We start from the raw sequence: 19,398 nt of genomic DNA on the forward strand, positions 1-19,398 counted from the left end.
CTTCGTGGGCCGCTCGATGCTTGAAGCAATTCCGGCCGGGTGCTAGCGCCCCGGCCTGAACTTTCCGGTGCGCGGCAGCCGCGTGCCGGATTTATCGTGAAGGAAAGCCATGTCGGTCGATACCGCAACCGTTGCGAAGATCGCCAGCCTTGCCCGCATCAAGGTGAGCGAGGCTGAAATCGAGGCGATGGTCCCCGAACTCAACGGCATTCTCGCCTGGGTCGAGCAACTTGGCGAAGTCGATACTTCGCAAGTCGAGCCGATGACCGCCGTCATCCCCAATACGCTGCGCCTGCGCGACGACGTGATCGATGCCGATCCGCTGACCGGCGGCGACAAGCGCGATGCCGTTCTGGCCAATGCTCCCGCCGCCGAACACGGCTTCTTCGGCGTGCCCAAGGTGATCGAATAATGACTGATCTTACGGAACTCGGCGTCGCGCAGATCCGCGACGGTGTTGCGGGCGGCGATTTCACCGCCGTCGAAGTGGCGCAGGCGTTCAACGCGAACGTCGCCGCCGCGCAGGAAGCGCTGAACGCCTTCATCATCACCACCCCCGAAAAGGCGATCGAGGCCGCGCAGGCCACCGACGCCAAGCGCGCCAAGGGCGAGGCTCTGGGCAAGATGGGCGGCGTGCCGATCGGCATGAAGGATCTGTTCGCCACCTTCGACGTGCAGACCACCGCCGCCAGCCACATGCTGGAAGGCTTCAAGCCGCAGTACGAATCCACCGTCTCGCAGAAGCTGTGGGATGCCGGTGCGGGCATGCTGGGCAAGCTGAACCTTGACCAGTTCGCCATGGGCTCGTCGAACGAGACCAGCTATTTCGGCAACGTGATCTCGCCGTGGAAGCGCAATGACGGTGGCAATGCCCCGCTCGCGCCCGGCGGTTCCTCGGGCGGTTCCTCGGCCGCGCTCGCCGCGCGTCTCTGCCCGGCGGCGACCGGCACCGACACCGGCGGTTCGATCCGCCAGCCGGCCGCTTTCACCGGCACCACCGGCATCAAGCCGACCTATGGCCGCTGCTCGCGGTGGGGCGTGGTGGCGTTCGCCAGCTCGCTCGACCAGGCAGGCCCGATGGCCCGCTCGGTGCAGGACTGCGCGATCATGCTCGAAGCCATGGCCGGTTTCGATGCCAAGGATTCGACCAGCCTCGACCTCCCGGTGCCGAACTGGGAAGCCGCGCTTTCGGGCGACATGAAGGGCAAGAAGGTCGGCATTCCCAAGGAATACCGCGTCGATGGCCTGGACGACGATGTTGCCAAGTCGTGGGACGACGGCATTGCCTGGCTGAAGGATGCGGGCGCGGAGATCGTCGAGATTTCGCTGCCGCACACCAAGTACGCGCTGCCGACTTACTACATCATCGCCCCGGCCGAAGCCTCGTCGAACCTCGCCCGCTATGACGGCGTGCGGTACGGCCTGCGCGATCTGCCGGACGGTGCGAACCTTCAGGACATGTACGCCGCGACCCGCGCCGCCGGTTTCGGCCCCGAGGTGAAGCGCCGCATCCTGATCGGTACGTACGTGCTTTCGGCCGGTTTCTACGACGCCTACTACACGCAGGCCCAGAAGGTCCGCGCGCTGATCGCGCAGGATTTCGCCAAGGCTTTCGAGCAGTGCGACGTGATCCTCGCGCCGACCGCGCCTTCGGCCGCCTTCGGCCTTGGCGAGAACGTCGACGATCCGCTGAAGATGTACCTGAACGACGTCTTCGCGGTGCCGGCCTCGCTTGCGGGTCTTCCGGCGATGTCGGTCCCGGCCGGCCTCAACCGCGAAGGTCTGCCGCTGGGTCTTCAGGTCATCGGCAAGGCATTCGACGAACAGGGCGTGTTGAACGCCGGTCTCGCGCTGGAACAGCGCGCGCTGTTCGCGGCCAAGCCGGAGAAGTGGTGGTAAGCTGGTCGTTCCTTTTCGAACTGGTCAGCGGCATCGCGGAGGTGTTGCCGATCCGGGAGCCGAAAAGGGAAGACGACCGACCCGCAACTCGGCGCAAAGTGCCGGAGCGGGAAACAAATGACGGGGTGAGGCAGCGGCATCGGCTGCTGCGTCGCCCCAGAAGTGGACCGAAACACGATGACTGAATCAACCTATCGCATCCAGGGCGCCACCGGTGACTGGGAGGTCGTGATCGGCCTCGAAGTCCACGCGCAGGTCACCTCGAACTCCAAGCTGTTCTCCAGCTCTGCCACCGCGTTCGGCGCGGAGCCGAACTCGCAGGTCTCGCTGATCGACGCGGCGATGCCGGGCATGCTGCCGGTTCCGAACCGCGAATGCATCCGTCAGGCCGTGCGTACCGGCATGGCGATCGAGGCGCAGATCAACAAGTGGTCGCGCTTCGACCGCAAGAACTACTTCTACGCCGATCTTCCTCAGGGCTACCAGATCAGCCAGCTCTACCACCCGCTGGTGGGCGAAGGCTCGCTGACGATCGAGGCGGACGAGAAGGCGGGCATCCCGGCCGACAAGGTGATCGGCATCGAGCGCATCCACGTCGAGCAGGACGCGGGCAAGCTGATGCACGACCAGCATCCGACGATGTCCTATGTCGATCTCAACCGTTCCGGCGTGGCGCTGATGGAAATCGTCAGCCGCCCGGACATGACCTCGCCCGCAGAGGCCGGGGCTTACGTGGCCAAGCTGCGTCAGATCCTGCGCTATGTCGGCTCGTGCGACGGCAACATGGATCAGGGCTCGATGCGCTGCGACGTCAACGTCTCGGTGCGGAAGGCCGGCGAGCCGTTCGGCACCCGTACGGAGACCAAGAACGTCAACTCCGTGCGCTTCGTCATGCAGACGATCGAGCATGAAGCCAGCCGTCAGGTTGATGTGCTGGAAAGCGGCGGCAAGATCGTGCAGGAAACCCGCCTGTTCGATCCGACCACCGGCTCCACGCGTTCGATGCGGTCGAAGGAAGACGCGCACGACTATCGCTACTTCCCCGATCCGGACCTGCTGCCGCTCGAACTCGACGATGCCTTCCTTGAGGAATGCCGCGCGAGCCTGCCCGAGCTGCCGGACGCCAAGCGCGCCCGTTACGAAGGCGAACTGGGCCTTTCAGCCTACAACGCCGCCGTGCTGACCGCCGATGTCGATACTTTCGCATGGTTCGAGGCGCTGCTGGCCGAAACCGCTGCTGCACAGGGCAAGGCTCCGTCCGAAGTGGCCAAGCAGGCGGCCAACTGGCTGATTTCCGAATTCTTCGGCGCGCTCAACAAGCAGGGCAAATCGCTGGAAGACTCGCCGATCAGCCACGAACAGGCGGCGGAACTGCTGGCTCTGGTGGGCAAGGGCACGATCTCCGGCTCGATCGCCAAGCAGGTTCTCGAAACGATGTTCGAGACCGGCGACAATGCCGGCGTCATCGTTGAGCGCGAAGGTCTGAAGCAGGAATCGGACACCGGCGCCATCGAGGCCAAGGTGGACGAGATCCTCGCCGCCAATGCCGACAAGGTTGCCCAGTACCGCGAAGGTAAGGTTGCGCTGTTCGGCTTCTTCGTCGGCCAGACGATGAAGGCGATGGCCGGCAAGGGCAACCCGCAGGTGGTGAACGAGATCCTGAAGGCCAAGCTGGGCTGATCTCTTTACCGAACGCATAGAAAAGCCCCGGAAAGCAGCGCGCTTTCCGGGGCTTTTTCATATCAACCTTATCTCGTCGCCTCGCCCTTCTGCTGGCCAGTAGGCCGGCCGCTCAGGATGAACTGCCCGGAGGGCAGGTGGGGGCGTTGCCTTTGCGCCGCATCAAGAACAAGCGGGATCCCCGCCTGCGCGGGGATGACGGCGAGGTTGTTGGGATGGCTATCGGCATAGCCATCCCAATCGGCACATCCACCCCGATCGCTCGCCTATCTCAGGCGACCTTGGTGCCGGTCAGCTGCATCGTGCCGAAGAAGCCGGCCTTGATCGTGCCGGTAAGCTCGGCGCCTTCGACGGTCGCCTTGCAGTCGAGGTCGATCGGCATGGGCGAGGTCATCTTCATCTTCCAGCTCAGCTGATTGCCGCTGATCTTGCCGCCGCGCAGGTCCATCGTGCCGAGGTCGCCGGTGATCTGGCCGGTGAAGCTGTCACCTTCGCCCGGAACGACCGTCAGCGTGCCCTTCTGGTTGCCCATCGGGGTCTTGGTCGAGCATTCGTAGGTTCCCCCAAGCGACATTCACATTCTCCTGTTCGTTGTCCGGCGCGGATCGATCATTCCGATTCGTCGCCCGTTGCTGCGGGTGCCTGCTGGATTTCGATCGGCAGGCCAAGCCCCTTGAGCTGGGGTTCCACCACCTTGCGATCACCCACGATCACGAAGACCAACCCCTGCGGCCGCAGGAACTGCGTGGCGGCGCTGGCGACGGCGGGCTTGTCGATGCCGCGGTACTTGGCGGCCAGCGTCACGTAGTAGTCTTCGGGGCGGCCAAGACGGTCGTTCTGGCTGATCGCGCCGGCCACCTGTCCGTTGGTTTCGAACAAGTTGGGAAGCTGGCGGATGGCGCCGTCCGTTACGCGCTGGAATTCCTCGTCCGTGATCGGCTTGGTGGCCGGATAGGCGGCCATGTCCGCCAGGATCGCCTTGATCGAGGCGCCGGTGCGGTCCGACTGGACGGGTGCGGAAAGCGTGAAGCTGCTGGGCCCGATCGGCTTGCTGACGCCGCTGTGGACGCCGTAGGACCAGCCCTTTTCCTCACGCAGATCCTTGTTCAGGCGCGAGAGGAAGCCGCCGCCCAGCACGTCGTTGGCAAGCTGCAGCGTTTCGGTATCGGGTGTGCGGCCGGTGACCGGCAACACGCGCCCAGCCAGGATCACCGACTGGGGCGAGTGCGGACGGTCGATCAGCACGATGCGCGGCTTGCCGGCGGCGATCTGCGCGGTCAGCGGCTTTACCGGGGCGGGGGTGGCCGGGGCCTGCCAGTTGCCGAACGCGCGTTCGAGCAGCGGCTTCAGCTGCTCCATCGACACATCGCCCACCACGGTGATGCGGGCGAGGTCCGGCCGCAGCCACTTGGCATGGGCGGCTTTCAGCGCATCCGGTGTCAGCGCGGCGAGGGTGGCGGCCTGACCCAGTCCATCATTGGGCTGGGCATAGGGGTGCGCACCGTAGAGCGCGGCGCCCAGCGCGCGGCGGGCGAGCGCGGGGGGCGAGGACAGCGTCTGCGCCAGCGAGGCTTCGGCCTGCGCCTTCACGCGCTCCACTTCGGACGGGGCGAAGGCCGGGTGGCGCACCACATCGGCCAGCAGGTCCAGCGAGGGCCCAAGATTGTCGGTCAGTGCGGTCAGCGTGGCGCTGGAGGTGTCCAGCGATCCGTCGATGGAGATGCTGGCGCCCAGCCGTTCCTGCGCCTCGGCAATCTGGGTGGCGTCGAGCGTAGCGGTGCCCTGATCGAGCATCGAGAGCATCAGGCCCTGCGTGCCCGGCGTGTCCAGCGCATCCGCCGCGTAGCCCGCGTCGAAATCCAGCGTCAGCACCAGCTTCGGCACAGCGGTACGGCGCGCCAGCACCACCGGAATGCCGTTGGAAAGCGTGGTGCGCTCCATCGCCGGGAAGGCCAGCGCGCCCACCGGGGCGACCGGCGGGGCGGAGATCTTCGGGGCGGGCGGCAGCGCGGGTGCGGGCTTCTTCGCGTCCGGCTTCGGCGCAGGAGTCTTGTCCTCATCGCCCCAGCCGCCCAGCTTGGCGCCGTCCATCGTGCGTTCGCCCGGCACCACGTCCAGCGCGTAGACCGGGCGGGAGAGCCACTTGTTCATCGCCGCCTTGATCTGGTCCGGCGTCAGCGCGGCCATGGCGGCAAGGTCATGCTTGTACTTGGCCGGGTCGTTCGAATAGGCCTGCCCTTCCGCCAGCGTGGCGCCCTTGCCGGCGAAGCCGCCGACGCGCTCCAGCCCGCCGATCTCTTCGGACAGCGTGCTGACGACGGCGCGGCGCACTTCATCCTCGGTCGGGCCGTCACGCAGAAAGTCGGCCAGCACCTTGTCGAAGGCGGCATTGGCCTTGGCGCGATCGACGCCGGGCTTCACCTGCATCGCCATGCCCAGGAAGCTGACGCCTTCCTCGATCTGCGCGGAGGCGGTGACGCCCACGGCAAGTTCCTGACCGCGCACCAGTTCGTTATCCAGCCGCGAGCTGGCGAGGCCGCCCAGAATGTCCATGCCCACTTCGAGAGCCGGGGCATCGGCATCGTTGAGGCCGGGGCCGGTCCAGTTGCGGGAGAGGTAGACCAGCGGCACCTGATCGGCGATCTCACGATGGAGCGGGGCGGGCAGGGTTACGGGCCCGGCAGAGACAGGCGCCACTTCCGGTCCGCGCGGGATCTGGCCGAACCACTTTTCGACCAGCGGCTTGGCGGTGGCGGCGTCGATATCGCCGGAAAGCACGAGCACGGCGTTGTTGGGGCCGTAGTGATCGGTGAACCATGCGCGCACGTCGCTCAGGCTGGCCGCATCAAGGTCCGCCATCGAACCGATGGTGGTGTGGCGATAGGGGTGGCCGACCGGCAGCAGCCCTTCGTTCAGCGCATATTCGACCAGACCATAGGGCTGGTTGTCGCCCTGCCGCTTCTCGTTCTGGACGACGCCCCGCTGCTTATCGAGCTTGTCCTGGGTGACGGCGGGCAGCAGGTGGCCCATGCGGTCGCTTTCCAGGAACATCGCCAGCGGCAGCGCGCCGGTGGGCACCGTCTCTACATAGTTGGTGCGGTCGTAGGAGGTCGATCCGTTGCTCGACGTGGAGCCGGCGGCATCCAGCGGCACGTCGAAATCGGGCACGTTGGACGATCCACCGAAGAACAGGTGTTCGTAGAGGTGCGCGAAGCCGGTCTTGCCGCGCGGTTCGTTGCGCGATCCGACGTGGTAGTAGAGCGTGACGCCGACGATCGGCGCCTTGCGATCGGTGTGGACGATGGTGGTGAGGCCGTTGGCCAGCACGAACTTCTCGTAAGGAATATCCACCTTGGAAACGAGCGCGGCCGGCGAAGCGGGCTGGGGCGCTGCGGGCACGGCTGGTGCCGGCGGTGTCGATGCCATCTTGGAGGCGGGCGCTCCGGCACAGGCGGACAGGAGAAGGGCGGTGGCGAGCGCGATGGCGCTGGAACGATGGTCGAGACGCATGGCGCAAGGTCTATCACGTTGATCGCGACTGACCAGAGTTTCGATTGAGCCCAACCGATTGGCAGAGTTTCAGACGGTTGACGGGCTTTGATCGCCTGCGCCACCTTTGCGTCATAAACCTCGTCGTCCCCGCGCAGGCGGGGACCCCGCTTTTCTTGGCTATGTAGCAAAAGGCAGCGGGGCCCCCGCCTTCGCGGGGGCGACGGGATTTAAGATGCGAGCTTTTTGTCCGACTTCCTGACTGGGCGACTTATCCGCGCCGGAAGATCTGCCCCGAATCGAAGCGGGTGATCCGCCATTCGCCATCGGCATCGCGGCGGCATTCCATCTTCACGTCAGCCACGGCCAGCGGGTCGCAATACTTGTCGAACGGTCCTTCGCCCACGGCGGCGAAGAACACCAGCAGGTAGCCGACCTTGGCATTGTCCGCATCGTCGAACGAGACGCGCAGCGAGGTGATGATGTGGCGCATCGTCATCAGTCCGGCGCCCGCGCGCAGCGCCTCCGCACGGCCCTGATAGAAGGTTTCCACCGCCTTCAACCCTTCGCGCCATTCGCCGCCGACGTTGTAGGCCACGTCTTCGGCCAGCACGTCCGCCTTGCGCATCGAGAGGCCGTTGTTGAGGTCGAGCTCGTCGCCCCACTCATAGACGACCTGCTTGATCGCGAGCACGTCCGCTGCCTGCTGGGGGGTGAATTTCGCCACTGTCGATGCCTCTTCCCGTTGGTTGGCCCGATGCTACGGGTTTCCCGGCGAAAGCTAGGCAAAGCGGGCGCGGAGGCCAAGCTTTGACGCGCGATCAACGCCCCGGCGTCGTTTGCGGGGAGAAAATGCCGCGCGGTTCAGGGTTATCGGGGGTGGCAATCTGCGCGCAGACACCCATCTTGGTGCCCGGCCGGTTCCGGCATTCGCTGTCACGAGGAAAGACTGAGCGCGATCAATGCTTTCGGGCCCCGAGTCGGGCAGAAAGAAAATCCGCAGGGCAGGCCTTGTGTTGTAAATATGCAACACTATATGATCGAGGTCAGGAGGCATTCACGACCATGAATCTCGAAAAGTTTACCGACCGGGCCAAGGGCTTCCTTCAGGCGGCGCAGACCGTTGCGATCCGCATGAACCACCAGCGCATCGGTCCCGATCACATCCTCAAGGCCCTGCTGGAAGACAGCGAGGGCATGGCGTCCGGCCTGATCCAGCGCGCGGGCGGCAATGCCGCGTTCGCGCAGCAGGAAGTGGACAAGGCGCTGGCCAAGTTGCCCGCGGTATCCGGCAGCGGCGCGCAGGCGTCGCCCGGGCTGGATAACGACGCCGTGCGCGTGCTGGACCAGGCCGAGCAGCTTGCCACCAAGTCGGGCGACAGCTTCGTCACCGTGGAGCGCATGCTGCTGGCGCTGGCGCTCGCCACCACCACTTCGGCCGGGCAGGCGCTGAAGGCGGCCAACCTTACGCCGCAGGCGCTGGAAGCGGCGATCACCGATCTGCGCGGCGGCCGCACGGCGGACAGCGCGGGCGCGGAAAACGCCTATGACGCGATGAAGAAGTACGCGCGCGACCTCACCGAAGCCGCGCGTGAGGGCAAGCTCGACCCGGTGATCGGCCGCGATGAGGAAATCCGCCGCACCGTGCAGATCCTTGCCCGCCGCACCAAGAACAACCCCGTGCTGATCGGCGATCCCGGCGTCGGCAAGACCGCCATTGCCGAGGGGCTTGCCCTGCGCATCGCCAATGGCGACGTGCCGGATAGCCTGAAGGGCCGCAGTCTGATGGCGCTCGACATGGGCGCGCTGATCGCGGGCGCCAAGTATCGCGGCGAGTTCGAGGAACGGCTGAAGGCCGTGCTCGACGAAGTGAAGGGCGCGGACGGGCAGATCATCCTGTTCATCGACGAGATGCACACGCTGATCGGCGCGGGCGCCTCCGAAGGATCGATGGACGCGGGCAACCTGCTGAAGCCGGCGCTGGCGCGCGGCGAACTGCACTGCATCGGTGCGACCACGCTGGACGAGTACCAGAAGTACGTGGAGAAGGACGCCGCCCTGCAGCGCCGTTTCCAGCCGGTCTTCGTGGGCGAGCCGACGGTCGAGGACACGATCTCGATCCTGCGCGGGCTGAAGGAGAAGTACGAACTGCACCACGGCGTACGGATCACCGACGGCGCCATCGTGGCGGCGGCGACGCTCTCCAACCGCTACATCACCAACCGCTTCCTGCCGGACAAGGCGATCGACCTGATGGACGAGGCCGCCAGCCGCATCCGCATGGAAGTGGAAAGCAAGCCCGAGGAGATCGAGAAGCTCGACCGGCGGATCATCCAGCTGAAGATCGAGGAAATGGCGCTCGGCAAGGAGACCGACGAGGCATCGAAGGACCGCCTCGCCACTCTGCGCGAGGAACTGGCCAATCTCGAACAGCAGTCGAGCGAACTGACCACCCGCTGGCAGAACGAGCGCGACAAGATCGCCGCCGAAGGCAAGATCAAGGAGCAGCTCGATCAGGCGCGGCTGGAACTGGAACAGGCGCAGCGCGGCGGCGACCTCGCCAAGGCGGGCGAGTTGTCCTACGGCACGATCCCCTCGCTGGAGCGCAAGCTGGCCGAGGCGCAAGCGCAGGCCGGAAATGCGCTGCTGCGCGAGGAAGTGACCGAGGATGACATCGCCGGTGTCGTCAGCCGCTGGACCGGCGTGCCTATCGACAAGATGCTGGAAGGCGAGCGCGAGAAACTCCTCAAGATGGAGGAGATGATCGGCGCCCGCGTGATCGGCCAGAAGGATGCCGTTTCGGCCGTGTCCAAGGCCGTGCGGCGTGCGCGTGCGGGTCTGCAGGATCCGAACCGACCGCTGGGCTCGTTCCTGTTCCTCGGCCCCACGGGCGTCGGCAAGACCGAACTGACCAAGGCGCTGGCCGGCTTCCTGTTCGACGATGACAGCGCGATGGTGCGCATCGACATGTCGGAGTTCATGGAAAAGCACGCGGTGGCCCGCCTGATCGGCGCGCCTCCGGGCTATGTCGGCTACGAGGAAGGCGGCGTGCTGACCGAAGCCGTGCGGCGCCGGCCCTATCAGGTCGTGCTGTTCGACGAAGTGGAGAAGGCGCACGCGGACGTGTTCAACGTGCTGCTGCAAGTGCTGGACGATGGCCGCCTGACCGACGGGCAGGGCCGGGTGGTGGACTTCACCAACACCCTGATCATCCTGACCAGTAACCTCGGCAGCCAGTACCTGACCCAGCTTGATGAAGGGCAGGACGTGGACACCGTGGAGCCGCAAGTGATGGAAGTGGTGCGCGGGCATTTCCGGCCCGAGTTCCTCAACCGCCTGGACGAGATCGTGCTGTTCCACCGCCTTGGGCAGGAGCACATGGGGCCGATCGTCGATATCCAGGTCGCGCGCGTCCAGAAGCTGCTGAAGGACCGCAAGATCACGCTGGACCTGACCGACGCCGCCAAGCGCTGGCTGGGCCGGGTGGGCTACGATCCGGTCTACGGCGCTAGGCCTTTGAAGCGGGCGGTGCAGCGGTACCTGCAGGATCCGCTGGCGGAGAAGCTGCTGGCGGGCGAAGTGCCGGATGGCTCGCACGTCAAGGTCGACGATGGCGACGGGGCGCTGGCGATCAGCGTGGCGTAAAATCTACGGGGGGCGGGAAACCGGCCCCCCGTTTTTCATTCCATCCCGTTACGCGGGAATGCGGTGGTTCCAGATGTCGATGGGTTCGGCACGAATCCAGCGCGTGGCCGCCCACTTCGCGCCCTGTCGAACGGGGGCGCCCGCATGGCTGCTGCGGGGATCGGGCGCGCCGTCTGCGTGTGTATTGCGGAAGGCGACCATGTCGCCGCCGCCGCCCGCCACGGAAAGGCCCTGCCGGGGAAAACGCGTCTCGCCACCGAGGTAGCCGGTGTTGAGATAGACCAGAGCGGTGGCGATCCTCTGGTTGGGCTCGTTGGGCAGGGTATCCATGTGCTCGCGGTATTCCTGCCCCGGCGCGTAGTGGAGCACGCTGAGCGGCTCGCCCTGCTCGACGCGGGTGCCGGTGGCGGCGGCGATCCGCCGGAGTATGGCCTGTAGCGGCAGGGATTCGCGCGTGGGGCCGACGACCGCAGCTGAGGAGGTCCGGATGGGATGTGCCATCAGGCGACCCGTGCGCGGATCGGCTACCGTTGACGGCGCAAGCAGATCGCGCGCAGCCATGGCGATGTGGGCGCACTCGGCAGGCGTGAAAAGGCCGCGCCAGTGCCGGACCTGGCAAGCTTCATCGAGGACTTCCGGATCGCCGAGGACGGAGGGGTAGCCCTGCGCATCGAGGCTCATCTGTTCCAACAGGGCGAGATCATCCGCCGCCGGGCCGCCGTAACGATCCGCAGCCGCCTTGAGATATTCCACGGCGCTGGCCCAGTCTGCGGGCGCGCCGGTGCCGTTGGCGGTCAGCGCCACTTCCATCAGGGCCGCGTCTTCATGTCCGGCAAGCGTTGCCGCGCGCAGCAAACGCCGGGCTTCGGGAAGATCGCGCGTAAGCGGGCTGCCGATCAGCCGCCATTGTCCGAGCAGCGCCAAGGCGTCGGCATCGCCGCGAGCCGCGGCATCCTGGGCAATCGCGACGGCGTCGGCATTATCGCCGTTGTCAAGGGCGGCAAGGGCTCGGTCGCTGGCTAGGGTCATGGAAAGTCTCTTGGCCTGACATGTCTTCAAAGAAAAGGGGCGGCGGGATGACCCGCCGCCCCTCGAAGGCTTGTGATCGCTACGATCAGAACTTGGCGGTGATGCCCGCGTAGAAATAGCGACCCATGTTCGGGTAAACGCCCGAACCTTCGCCGACGCCGGTCAGACCGTACGGCGGCATCTTGTTGAAGACGTTGTCCACGCCAAGGTAGAACGTGTAATCCTTGCCGATTTCCGTTTCGAGGCGGATGTCGTGGTAGAACACGTCCGGGTACTTCTTGATCGGGGCGTAGTCCGCGTTCTGCGGCGGGTTGCCGTTGACCGAGTTGTAGTCCTCGTAAGCGTTCAGATACATGGCATCCAGCCAGCGCAGGCCGTAGCTGAACTTCACCGGACCAGTCTGGAACGTCGCATTCAGGTTCACCGCATCCGACGGGTAGCTGAGTTCGTCGAGATAGGTGTCCTTGTAGGTCGGATCGGTCGGATCGGTGAAGGTGTCGTTCTGGAAGTAGTGCGTCCAGTAAGCCGACAGCGTCAGGCGACCGAAGTCGAACCGGTGATCGTAGCTGGTTTCCACGTTGATGCCGCGAACCTTCATCTTCGCGTAGTTCAGCGAGCTTTGCAGCAGCGAACCTTCGAGGATCTGGTACGGCTGTTCGCCGTTGGGACCACCGTTTGCACCGGCGCGCTGGAACAGCCCGCAGTACGGGTTGTCGAGCGAAGCCGAGTCATAGCACAGGTCCGCGATGGTCTGCGCGTCAACCGAAGCGATCACGTTGTTGACGGTGATGTCCCAGTAATCGACCGAGATCGACAGGCCGGGGACCCAGCGGGGCTGGATGACGGCACCCACGGTGTACGAATCCGACGTTTCCTCACGCAGGTTGACGTTGCCGCCGCTGAGGATTTCGAGCGAGCTCGAATAGGCGTAGTCGTACGAGCTGGGGATACCAGCCGCGGCGCAGTTGGCGGGGCGGTTGGTCGTGCCGGTGGCGATGTTACGGGCCGAGCAGGGGTCGACGAAGCTCGGCGCGTAGTTCTGGCCGACGGCCGAGTACAGTTCGCTCAGGTTAGGCGCGCGAATTGCACGGGCATAGGTGCCGCGGAACTTGAGGTCGCGGACCGGGCTCCAGATCGCTTCGGCGCCATAGGTGGTGACGGTGCCGGTCGCGCCCTTGTAGTCCGAGATACGGCCGCTGCCGCGCACGCTCAGATCTTCGAAGAACGGACGGTCCTTGAGGATCGGAAGCGCGATTTCCGCGTAAGCTTCCTTCACTTCGAAAGCGGGCGAGTCGAAGGACGGAATGGCGTTGTAGAACGCGTAACCTTCCTGCGTCAGGTCATCGAGGTTGTACTTCAGCGTCTCGCGACGGTATTCGCCGCCGATCGAGAAGGCCACCGGGCCGCCCGGCAGGTTGAAGAACTCGCTGGAGTCGCCCGAGATGAAGCCCACGGCGTCGAACTGGGTGATCTTGCCGGTCGCCACGCTCTTGGTCAGGATGTAATCCTTGGCCGCCTGGCTGACGGAACCCTGACCGAAGGGATTGAGCGGAACGCAGGCTGCGATATCGCCGGCGAGACGCGGGTCGGTGGAAGCGTCGCCGCCAGTGATGTACGAGAACGCGGCCGAGGGGTCGACCTTCGAACGGCAGACGATGTTGCCGTTGGCGTCCGTCGTCGTGTCAAGCGCCAGCAGGTAGCGCTGGACGTTGACGTTGCCGGTGATGACGTTGCGTTCCTTGTGCTCGCCATAGTTGGCGGACAGTTCGTAGTGCCAGTCATCGTTGAAATCGCCCTTGACGCCGCCGACGATGCGGAAGGTCTCGCGCTTGATCTGCTCGTCGCGCATGCCGAAGTCGGTCCAGTTGCGGCGAAGGTTGAACTGGAACGAGCCATCGGCAATTGCGGCCCGCTGTGCGGCGAGTGCGGCGGACGAGAGCGCAGCACCGGTGTTCACGTTAACCGTCGAAGCCATGAACGCATCGGTCAGCGTCTGACGCGCGTCGTCGCTCAGATACGGGTTGTCGAGGCGAACCCGCTCGCGCGAGTCGCCCAACGTGGTGCCTTGCGAGAAGAACGGACCGCTCTGCGAACCGCGCGCGTCCGTGCGGCTGTACTTGGCCTCGAAAAACGGCACCAGCGCGGGGCTGACTTCGTAATGGCCAGCCAGGTTGACGGTGTAGCGCTGCAGGTCGGGAGAAAGCGCGACCAGCTGGCCTTCGCGGCTGTTCGTGCCGTTGCCGCCCTGGAAGCTGCCGTTAGGACCGATGCCGATGCGTTCGCCGGTCTGCGCCACCAGCGAGCCGTCACGCTGGAACAGGTAGTTGCAGGTGAAGGCCCGGCCGTTGGTGCCGGTGCCGCAGGGGGCTGCGGTCGGATTCACATAGGCTGCGACCTGGCCGCCCAGCGAGATGGTGGCCGAGTGGATGTCGTTGTAGAACGTGCGGTCCGGAATCCCGTTCGAACCGTTCGGCGAACCGGCCGGATCGACGTCGGTGATGACGAAGTTCTGGTTGCGGCGCAGGCCGGGACGGTCGGACGCGTAGAAGTCGTCCGAGTGCGAATACTCGGCCGCCAGGGTGATGTTGCCGCGACCTTCGGCGAAGTTCTTGCCGGCCACGAAAGAGACGAACTGCTTGCCAGCGTCGCCGTAAGTGGAGATGCCGGTCTGAGCGCGGGCGCGAATGCCGTCGAAGTCTTCCTTCATGACGAAGTTCACGACGCCGGCGATCGCGTCGGAACCGTAGACGCCAGAGGCGCCGCCGGTCAGAATGTCGACGCGTTCGATGAGGTCGGCAGGAATCGTGTTGACGTCGACCGACACGCCATTGACGAGAACGTCGCTGCCGACGTGGCGGCGGCCGTTCACCAGAACCAGCGTGCGCTGCGTTCCGAGACCATAGAGGTCGAGCAGGTTAAGACCGCGCGTACCGAGGAAGCGGGTCGAGTTTGCCTGGCTGAAGTTGCTGCGCAGCATGGGCAGTTCGTTCAGCTGGTCGCCCACCGAAAGGTTGCCGGAGCTGAAGATCTGCTCGCCGGTAAGGACGGCAACAGGGTTGGCCGATTCGAGGTTCGGCGACGAAATGCGCGAACCGGTGACCACGATGGCCTCGCCGGCTTCGGCGTCGCTTGCGGTGTCGGCAGGCGCTTCTTGCGCGTAAGCCTGGGTCGAGCACAGGACGGCAAACGCCGTCAGGCTCGTGGCGCCCCGCAGGGCGCCCTTCATGAGCGTCGATTTCAAGTGTGTGTCCCTTGTTTGCGACCCGCCTCCCGCAGCGTGACCAAACAGGGAGGGGGTGGATGTAGCTGACAGGCATCGGAAAATGCCCGCCGCCATGGGACGATGTGTTGCCTCAGCAGACGGGCCGTTCAACCCGTATTCCTACCTGAACGGATAATGAATTTTGCTTTGTGGCGTTTATGTAACAGATTTATTGCAGGGATTTTTCAGGATTAACAGAGTTTGGGTGCGGAAGCCGCAACGATGCGTCGAATATAGCGCGAGGCATGGGCTAAAATTCCACGCGCCAAGTCCTTTTGGTAATTATCGTGCAGTTTCCAAAGGGCCGGCCGAAGTGTGAATTATTGCACACGCCGCATCTTAAGCGCTGTCTGTCCGCGAACCGAAACGAAATAGGTGCCGAGTACCCCGCGGGTAATGCGAGCTTCGTTGCCTGGCTTGGGGGACAGGACGAAATCGTTGGTGTCGTTCTGCTCCCACGTGCTGTTGTCGGCGAAAGTGATCACCCAGCCGTTGGGGTTGCGGCGCGCGCTCTGGACCGTGGTCGTCACTTCCTTGATCTCGTTGGCATCCTCCTCGCTGCCGCCGAAGCCCATCAGCTTGGCTACCGGGGCGGCGAATCCGAACAGGCCGCGCTTGGCCTGTTGCACGGCCTGTTTGTCGGCAACGACGATCTCCTTCTTGCGTGCTGCATCGTCCAGCGCAGAGGCTTGGCGATCGAAGCAGGAAAGACGTTCGGTGTTGTCGGTGATCGTGCGGCAATCGAGAAGGCGCTGGAACAGTTCCGGCTGTGCCGGGGATTCCGCCTCCTTGCGTGCGGCCGTGGCGGCAATGGGGGTGAGCAGGGCAATGGCGATAATCGTCTTCAGACTCGTGCTGATCGTCCTGCGCATCGTGTGTCCTTTTTATGTCGGCTGCATCCGGTCAGCCGCGAGACGGGCGTAGCAAGGCCCGGCGGGCTTTCGCAAGCTTGCGCCATATCCGCGTAATGGATGCGCTGCGCGAGAGTCCGGTTGCGCAATAAAAGAGCGAACTTTAAGGGCGTGTTTCTTGCAATGTTGCGACAATGCCACGACCGATGGCTTGGTTTTGACGGCTGCGACGCGCGGCTGTCCGTCGCAGCAAATCTGTAATGTTGCGCATATGCCACAAGGTAACGGTAATGTTGCGCCGCAAGAGGCAAGGCTCTTTGCGATAGCCCAGCTTTGCGCAATGAAACGGCATCTTCCGGGGTTGCGAAATATCGTTGCTCGGATTTTGCACTGCCGGGGAATTCAAGGCGCATGGGTCACGCCGCGCCTTATGAAAGGGACACACCAGTGAAAAAATCCACTCTTACCGCGCTGAAGGCAGGCGCAGCACCCGTGGTGCTGGGCTTCGCTCTGGTCAGCAGCGCTGCCTATGCGCAGGACGCCGCTGCACCCGCAGATGCCGCGCCTGCTGATGCCGGCACGCCGATCGTCGTCACCGGTTCGCGCATCGCGTCGCCGAACCAGACCTCGATCGCACCGATCACCACCGTCACCTCGCAGGACATCAAGCTGCAGGGTACGATCCGCACGGAAGACCTGCTGAACTCGCTGCCGCAGGTCGTCGCGGGTCAGAGTTCGGGCCTTGCCAACGGCGCCACCGGTACCGCCACGGTCGACCTTCGCGGTCTTGGGCCGTCGCGCACCCTCGTGCTGATCAACGGCCGCCGTCTGATGACCGGCGACCCGAACAGCACCTCGTCGGCTGCCGACCTTAACTTCATCCCCGCCGCGCTGGTGAAGCGCATCGACGTGCTGACCGGCGGTGCTTCGGCTACCTACGGTGCGGACGCCGTTGCCGGTGTCGTCAACTTCCAGATGGACACCGAGTTCGAAGGCTTCCGCATCGACGCCAACTACGGCCTCTATACGCACAGCAACGGCAATGACTTCGCTCAGAGCATTCTCGACAAGCGTGCCGGCAACCTCGACTACACCTACCCGACCGGCACCAATGCCGACGGTGGTCAGTATGACGTCACTGCCGCGTTCGGCACCAGCTTCGACGACGGCCGTGGCCACGCCACCGCCTATGTCGGCTATCGCCGTGCCAGCGCCGTGACGCAGCGCAAGCGCGACTATTCTTCGTGCTCGATCGGCGTGAGCAAAACCGGCGTGTTCAGCTGCGGCGGTTCGGCCACGGCCAACCCGGGCAACGTGCTCTACTACGATCCCTCGAACACCTCGTCGTCGACCATCGGCGCGCTGGGTGCCGGCACGATCAAGCAGGGCGCGCAGAACATCTACAACTTCGCGCCGCTGAACTACTATCAGCGTCCGGACGAGCGTTACACCGCTGGCGTCTTTACGGACTACGAAATCAGCGAAGCAATCCATCCGTACATGGAATTCATGTTCATGGATGACCGCACCGTTGCGCAGATCGCCCCTTCGGGCGACTTCGGCAACACGCTGACGATCAACTGCGACAACCCGCTTATGTCGGCCGCTCAGAAGGCAGAACTCTGCCAGGCGAGCAACCTGATTACGGGCTATATCGGCAACTTCCCGGTGGCTTCCGGCGCGCCGTTCAACCCGAATCCGGGGGCGGGTCCGCTCGACTTTACCGATCCCAGGGGCAGCCAGTACAACAAGGCGTTCATGCAGTTGCTGCAGCGTAACGTTCAGGGCGGCGCTCGCCAGAGCGACCTCCAGCACACCGCGTTCCGCACCGTCATCGGTTCGCGCGGCGAGCTGGGCAAGGCCTGGTCGTACGATGCTTACTACCAGTATGGCCGTACCAACTACACGCAGGTCTACTCGAACGAGTTCTCGGCTTCGCGTCTGGCCAATGCGCTTGACGTGGTTAGCTACACCAATCCCCAAACTGGTGTAACGAGCAACGTATGCCGCGTTGCCATATCGGATCCGTCGTCGCGTTGCGCTCCTTACGACATCTTCAGTGGCAACGTTTCGCAGGCTGCGATCGATTACCTGTCGGCCACCGGCTTCATGAAGGGCCAGACCTCGCAGCAGGTCGCCAGCGCCACCTTCACCGGTATGCTGGGCGAATACGGCATCCAGTCGCCGCTCGCTTCGGATGGCGTGAACGTCGCTCTCGGCGCCGAATATCGCCGTGACTCGCTGGAACTGAACACCGACGAAGCCTTCACCACGGGCGACCTCACCGGCCAGGGCGCTCCCACGCTCTCGACCGCGGGTAGCTACAAGGTCAGCGAACTGTTCGGCGAAATCGACGTTCCGATCGTTCAGGACGGCTTCGTTCAGAGCCTGTCGTTCAATGGCGGCTACCGCTATTCGCACTACAGCATCTCGAACGGCCGTACCTTCAACACCAGCACCTACAAGCTGGGTGTGGAACTCGCTCCGATCTCGGACATCCGCCTGCGTGCCGGTTACAACCGCGCCGTTCGCGTTCCGAACATCCAGGAACTGTTCTCGCCGCAGATCGTCGCGCTTGACGGCACGACCGATCCTTGCGCCGGCCAGGACGAACTCTCCGCCGCTTGCGCCGCGCAGGGCCTCACCGGTGGTACCTCAGTCAACCCGGCTGGCCAGTACAACGGCCTGATCGGCGGCAACCCCGATCTGAACCCGGAAAAGTCGACCACCAAGACCATCGGTGTCGTGCTTGCTCCGCACTGGATCCCGGGTCTGACCGGCAGCGTCGACTGGTTCGACATCAAGGTGAAGGACGCCATCCAGCGTTACGGCGCCGATGCGATCCTGGCTGCTTGCGGCGTTTCGGACGGTGCGGCTGATGCCTGCGATCTCATCCATCGCAACCCCGCCGGTTCGCTGTGGCTCAGCTCCGACGGCTACGTGGAAGACATCTACCACAACGTTGGTAGCGTGAAGACCCGCGGCATGGAGTTCAACGGCAACTACACCACCGAAATCGGTAATGCCGGCCGTCTGACCCTGAACATGGTCGGCACCTGGCTGAACCACTACACGGTCGATAACGGTCTGACCGAGGTGTACAACTGCGCCGGTTACTACGGCCCGACTTGCGGCACCCCGCTGCCCAAGTGGCGCCATAAGGCCCGCGTGTCGTTCAACACGGCCAGCGGTATCGGCGTGTCGTTCCAGTGGCGTCACCTCTCGGGTGTCACCACCGAATTCGCCAACGCGTCGAGCACGCTGCAGTCTATTCCCAAGAACCAGCTGCAGCAGCAGAACGACCTGGACACCAAGATCAAGTCGCAGGACTACTTCGACCTGACTCTGACGGCGGCTCTGGGCGATCACCTGACCTGGCGCCTGGGTGCGACCAACCTGTTCGACAAGGACCCGCCGCTGGTCACCTCGACCGGTTGCGCCAGCGTGGTCTGCAACGGCAACACCTACCCGGGTACCTACGACGCTCTGGGTCGTTACGTGTTCACCGGCATCACCATGAACTTCTAATCGTTCCCTTGAACG

General features: G+C 64.5%; 11 protein-coding genes. 5 read left to right on the top strand and 6 right to left on the bottom strand.

All coding sequences use genetic code 11. The features are described 5' to 3' along the window. Positions 1–109: 109 nt before the first annotated feature. The 3 genes from gatC (at position 110) to gatB (ending at position 3,579) form a co-directional block, all read left to right on the top strand. On the top strand, positions 110–412 hold the full coding sequence (gene gatC / locus ACZ1JC_RS16855; RefSeq protein WP_021234714.1) for an Asp-tRNA(Asn)/Glu-tRNA(Gln) amidotransferase subunit GatC: 303 nt from the start codon (positions 110–112) through the stop codon (positions 410–412). Further along, a complete protein-coding gene (gene gatA / locus ACZ1JC_RS16860; RefSeq protein ID WP_465135778.1) occupies positions 412–1,899 on the top strand; it encodes an Asp-tRNA(Asn)/Glu-tRNA(Gln) amidotransferase subunit GatA in 1,488 nt (495 codons plus the stop codon). Before gatC ends, gatA begins: the two co-directional genes overlap by 1 nt. Positions 1,900–2,076: 177 nt before the next feature. Further along, positions 2,077–3,579 (top strand): Asp-tRNA(Asn)/Glu-tRNA(Gln) amidotransferase subunit GatB, encoded by a 1,503-nt coding sequence (gene gatB, locus ACZ1JC_RS16865; protein WP_465135777.1) that lies wholly within the window; start codon positions 2,077–2,079, stop codon positions 3,577–3,579. Positions 3,580–3,850: 271 nt separating this feature from the next. Here gatB and ACZ1JC_RS16870 read toward each other — a convergent pair whose 3' ends face one another. The 3 genes from ACZ1JC_RS16870 to ACZ1JC_RS16880 all read right to left on the bottom strand — a co-directional run bounded on the left by ACZ1JC_RS16870 (position 3,851) and on the right by ACZ1JC_RS16880 (position 7,795). Continuing rightward, complete coding sequence (locus ACZ1JC_RS16870; RefSeq protein ID WP_465135776.1) at positions 3,851–4,153, bottom strand: hypothetical protein; 303 nt, start codon at positions 4,151–4,153, stop codon at positions 3,851–3,853. A 35-nt stretch (positions 4,154–4,188) separates the two neighbouring features. Then, the gene (locus ACZ1JC_RS16875) at positions 4,189–7,089 is read right to left on the bottom strand and encodes a M16 family metallopeptidase (protein ID WP_465135775.1); all 2,901 of its coding nucleotides are present in this window, start codon (positions 7,087–7,089) and stop codon (positions 4,189–4,191) included. 250 nt (positions 7,090–7,339) lie between these two features. Further along, positions 7,340–7,795 (bottom strand): nuclear transport factor 2 family protein, encoded by a 456-nt coding sequence (locus tag ACZ1JC_RS16880; protein WP_465135774.1) that lies wholly within the window; start codon positions 7,793–7,795, stop codon positions 7,340–7,342. Between the two features lie 338 nt (positions 7,796–8,133). Here ACZ1JC_RS16880 and clpB point away from each other — a divergent pair, with 338 nt between their 5' ends. Then, on the top strand, positions 8,134–10,713 hold the full coding sequence (gene clpB / locus ACZ1JC_RS16885) for an ATP-dependent chaperone ClpB (protein ID WP_465135773.1): 2,580 nt from the start codon (positions 8,134–8,136) through the stop codon (positions 10,711–10,713). 48 nt (positions 10,714–10,761) lie between these two features. Here the strand turns inward: clpB and ACZ1JC_RS16890 are convergent, their stop codons facing one another. From ACZ1JC_RS16890 to ACZ1JC_RS16900, 3 genes are all read right to left on the bottom strand, one after another. Beyond that, positions 10,762–11,742 carry a 2OG-Fe(II) oxygenase gene (locus tag ACZ1JC_RS16890; protein ID WP_465135772.1) on the bottom strand — a complete coding sequence of 327 codons (981 nt, stop codon included), beginning with the start codon at positions 11,740–11,742 and terminating at the stop codon, positions 10,762–10,764. 85 nt (positions 11,743–11,827) lie between these two features. Then, positions 11,828–14,983, bottom strand: a complete 3,156-nt coding sequence (locus ACZ1JC_RS16895; RefSeq protein WP_465135771.1) for a TonB-dependent receptor domain-containing protein — start codon at positions 14,981–14,983, stop codon at positions 11,828–11,830. 341 nt (positions 14,984–15,324) lie between these two features. After that, positions 15,325–15,876, bottom strand: coding sequence for a hypothetical protein (locus tag ACZ1JC_RS16900; protein WP_465135770.1), 552 nt, complete (start codon positions 15,874–15,876; stop codon positions 15,325–15,327). A 426-nt stretch (positions 15,877–16,302) separates the two neighbouring features. Here ACZ1JC_RS16900 and ACZ1JC_RS16905 point away from each other — a divergent pair, with 426 nt between their 5' ends. Next, positions 16,303–19,383 carry a TonB-dependent receptor domain-containing protein gene (locus ACZ1JC_RS16905; protein ID WP_465135769.1) on the top strand — a complete coding sequence of 1,027 codons (3,081 nt, stop codon included), beginning with the start codon at positions 16,303–16,305 and terminating at the stop codon, positions 19,381–19,383. The last annotated feature ends 15 nt before the right edge of the window (positions 19,384–19,398 follow it).

The sequence above is a fragment of the Sphingomonas sp. BL-S-28 genome, assembly GCF_055521515.1.

Coding starts and splice junctions, on each gene's coding strand:
- gatC (WP_021234714.1), top strand. CDS start 110: ATGTCGGTCGATACCGCAACCGTTGCGAAGATCGCCAGCCTTGCCCGC.
- gatA (WP_465135778.1), top strand. CDS start 412: ATGACTGATCTTACGGAACTCGGCGTCGCGCAGATCCGCGACGGTGTT.
- gatB (WP_465135777.1), top strand. CDS start 2,077: ATGACTGAATCAACCTATCGCATCCAGGGCGCCACCGGTGACTGGGAG.
- ACZ1JC_RS16870 (WP_465135776.1), bottom strand. CDS start 4,153: ATGTCGCTTGGGGGAACCTACGAATGCTCGACCAAGACCCCGATGGGC.
- ACZ1JC_RS16875 (WP_465135775.1), bottom strand. CDS start 7,089: ATGCGTCTCGACCATCGTTCCAGCGCCATCGCGCTCGCCACCGCCCTT.
- clpB (WP_465135773.1), top strand. CDS start 8,134: ATGAATCTCGAAAAGTTTACCGACCGGGCCAAGGGCTTCCTTCAGGCG.
- ACZ1JC_RS16890 (WP_465135772.1), bottom strand. CDS start 11,742: ATGACCCTAGCCAGCGACCGAGCCCTTGCCGCCCTTGACAACGGCGAT.
- ACZ1JC_RS16900 (WP_465135770.1), bottom strand. CDS start 15,876: ATGCGCAGGACGATCAGCACGAGTCTGAAGACGATTATCGCCATTGCC.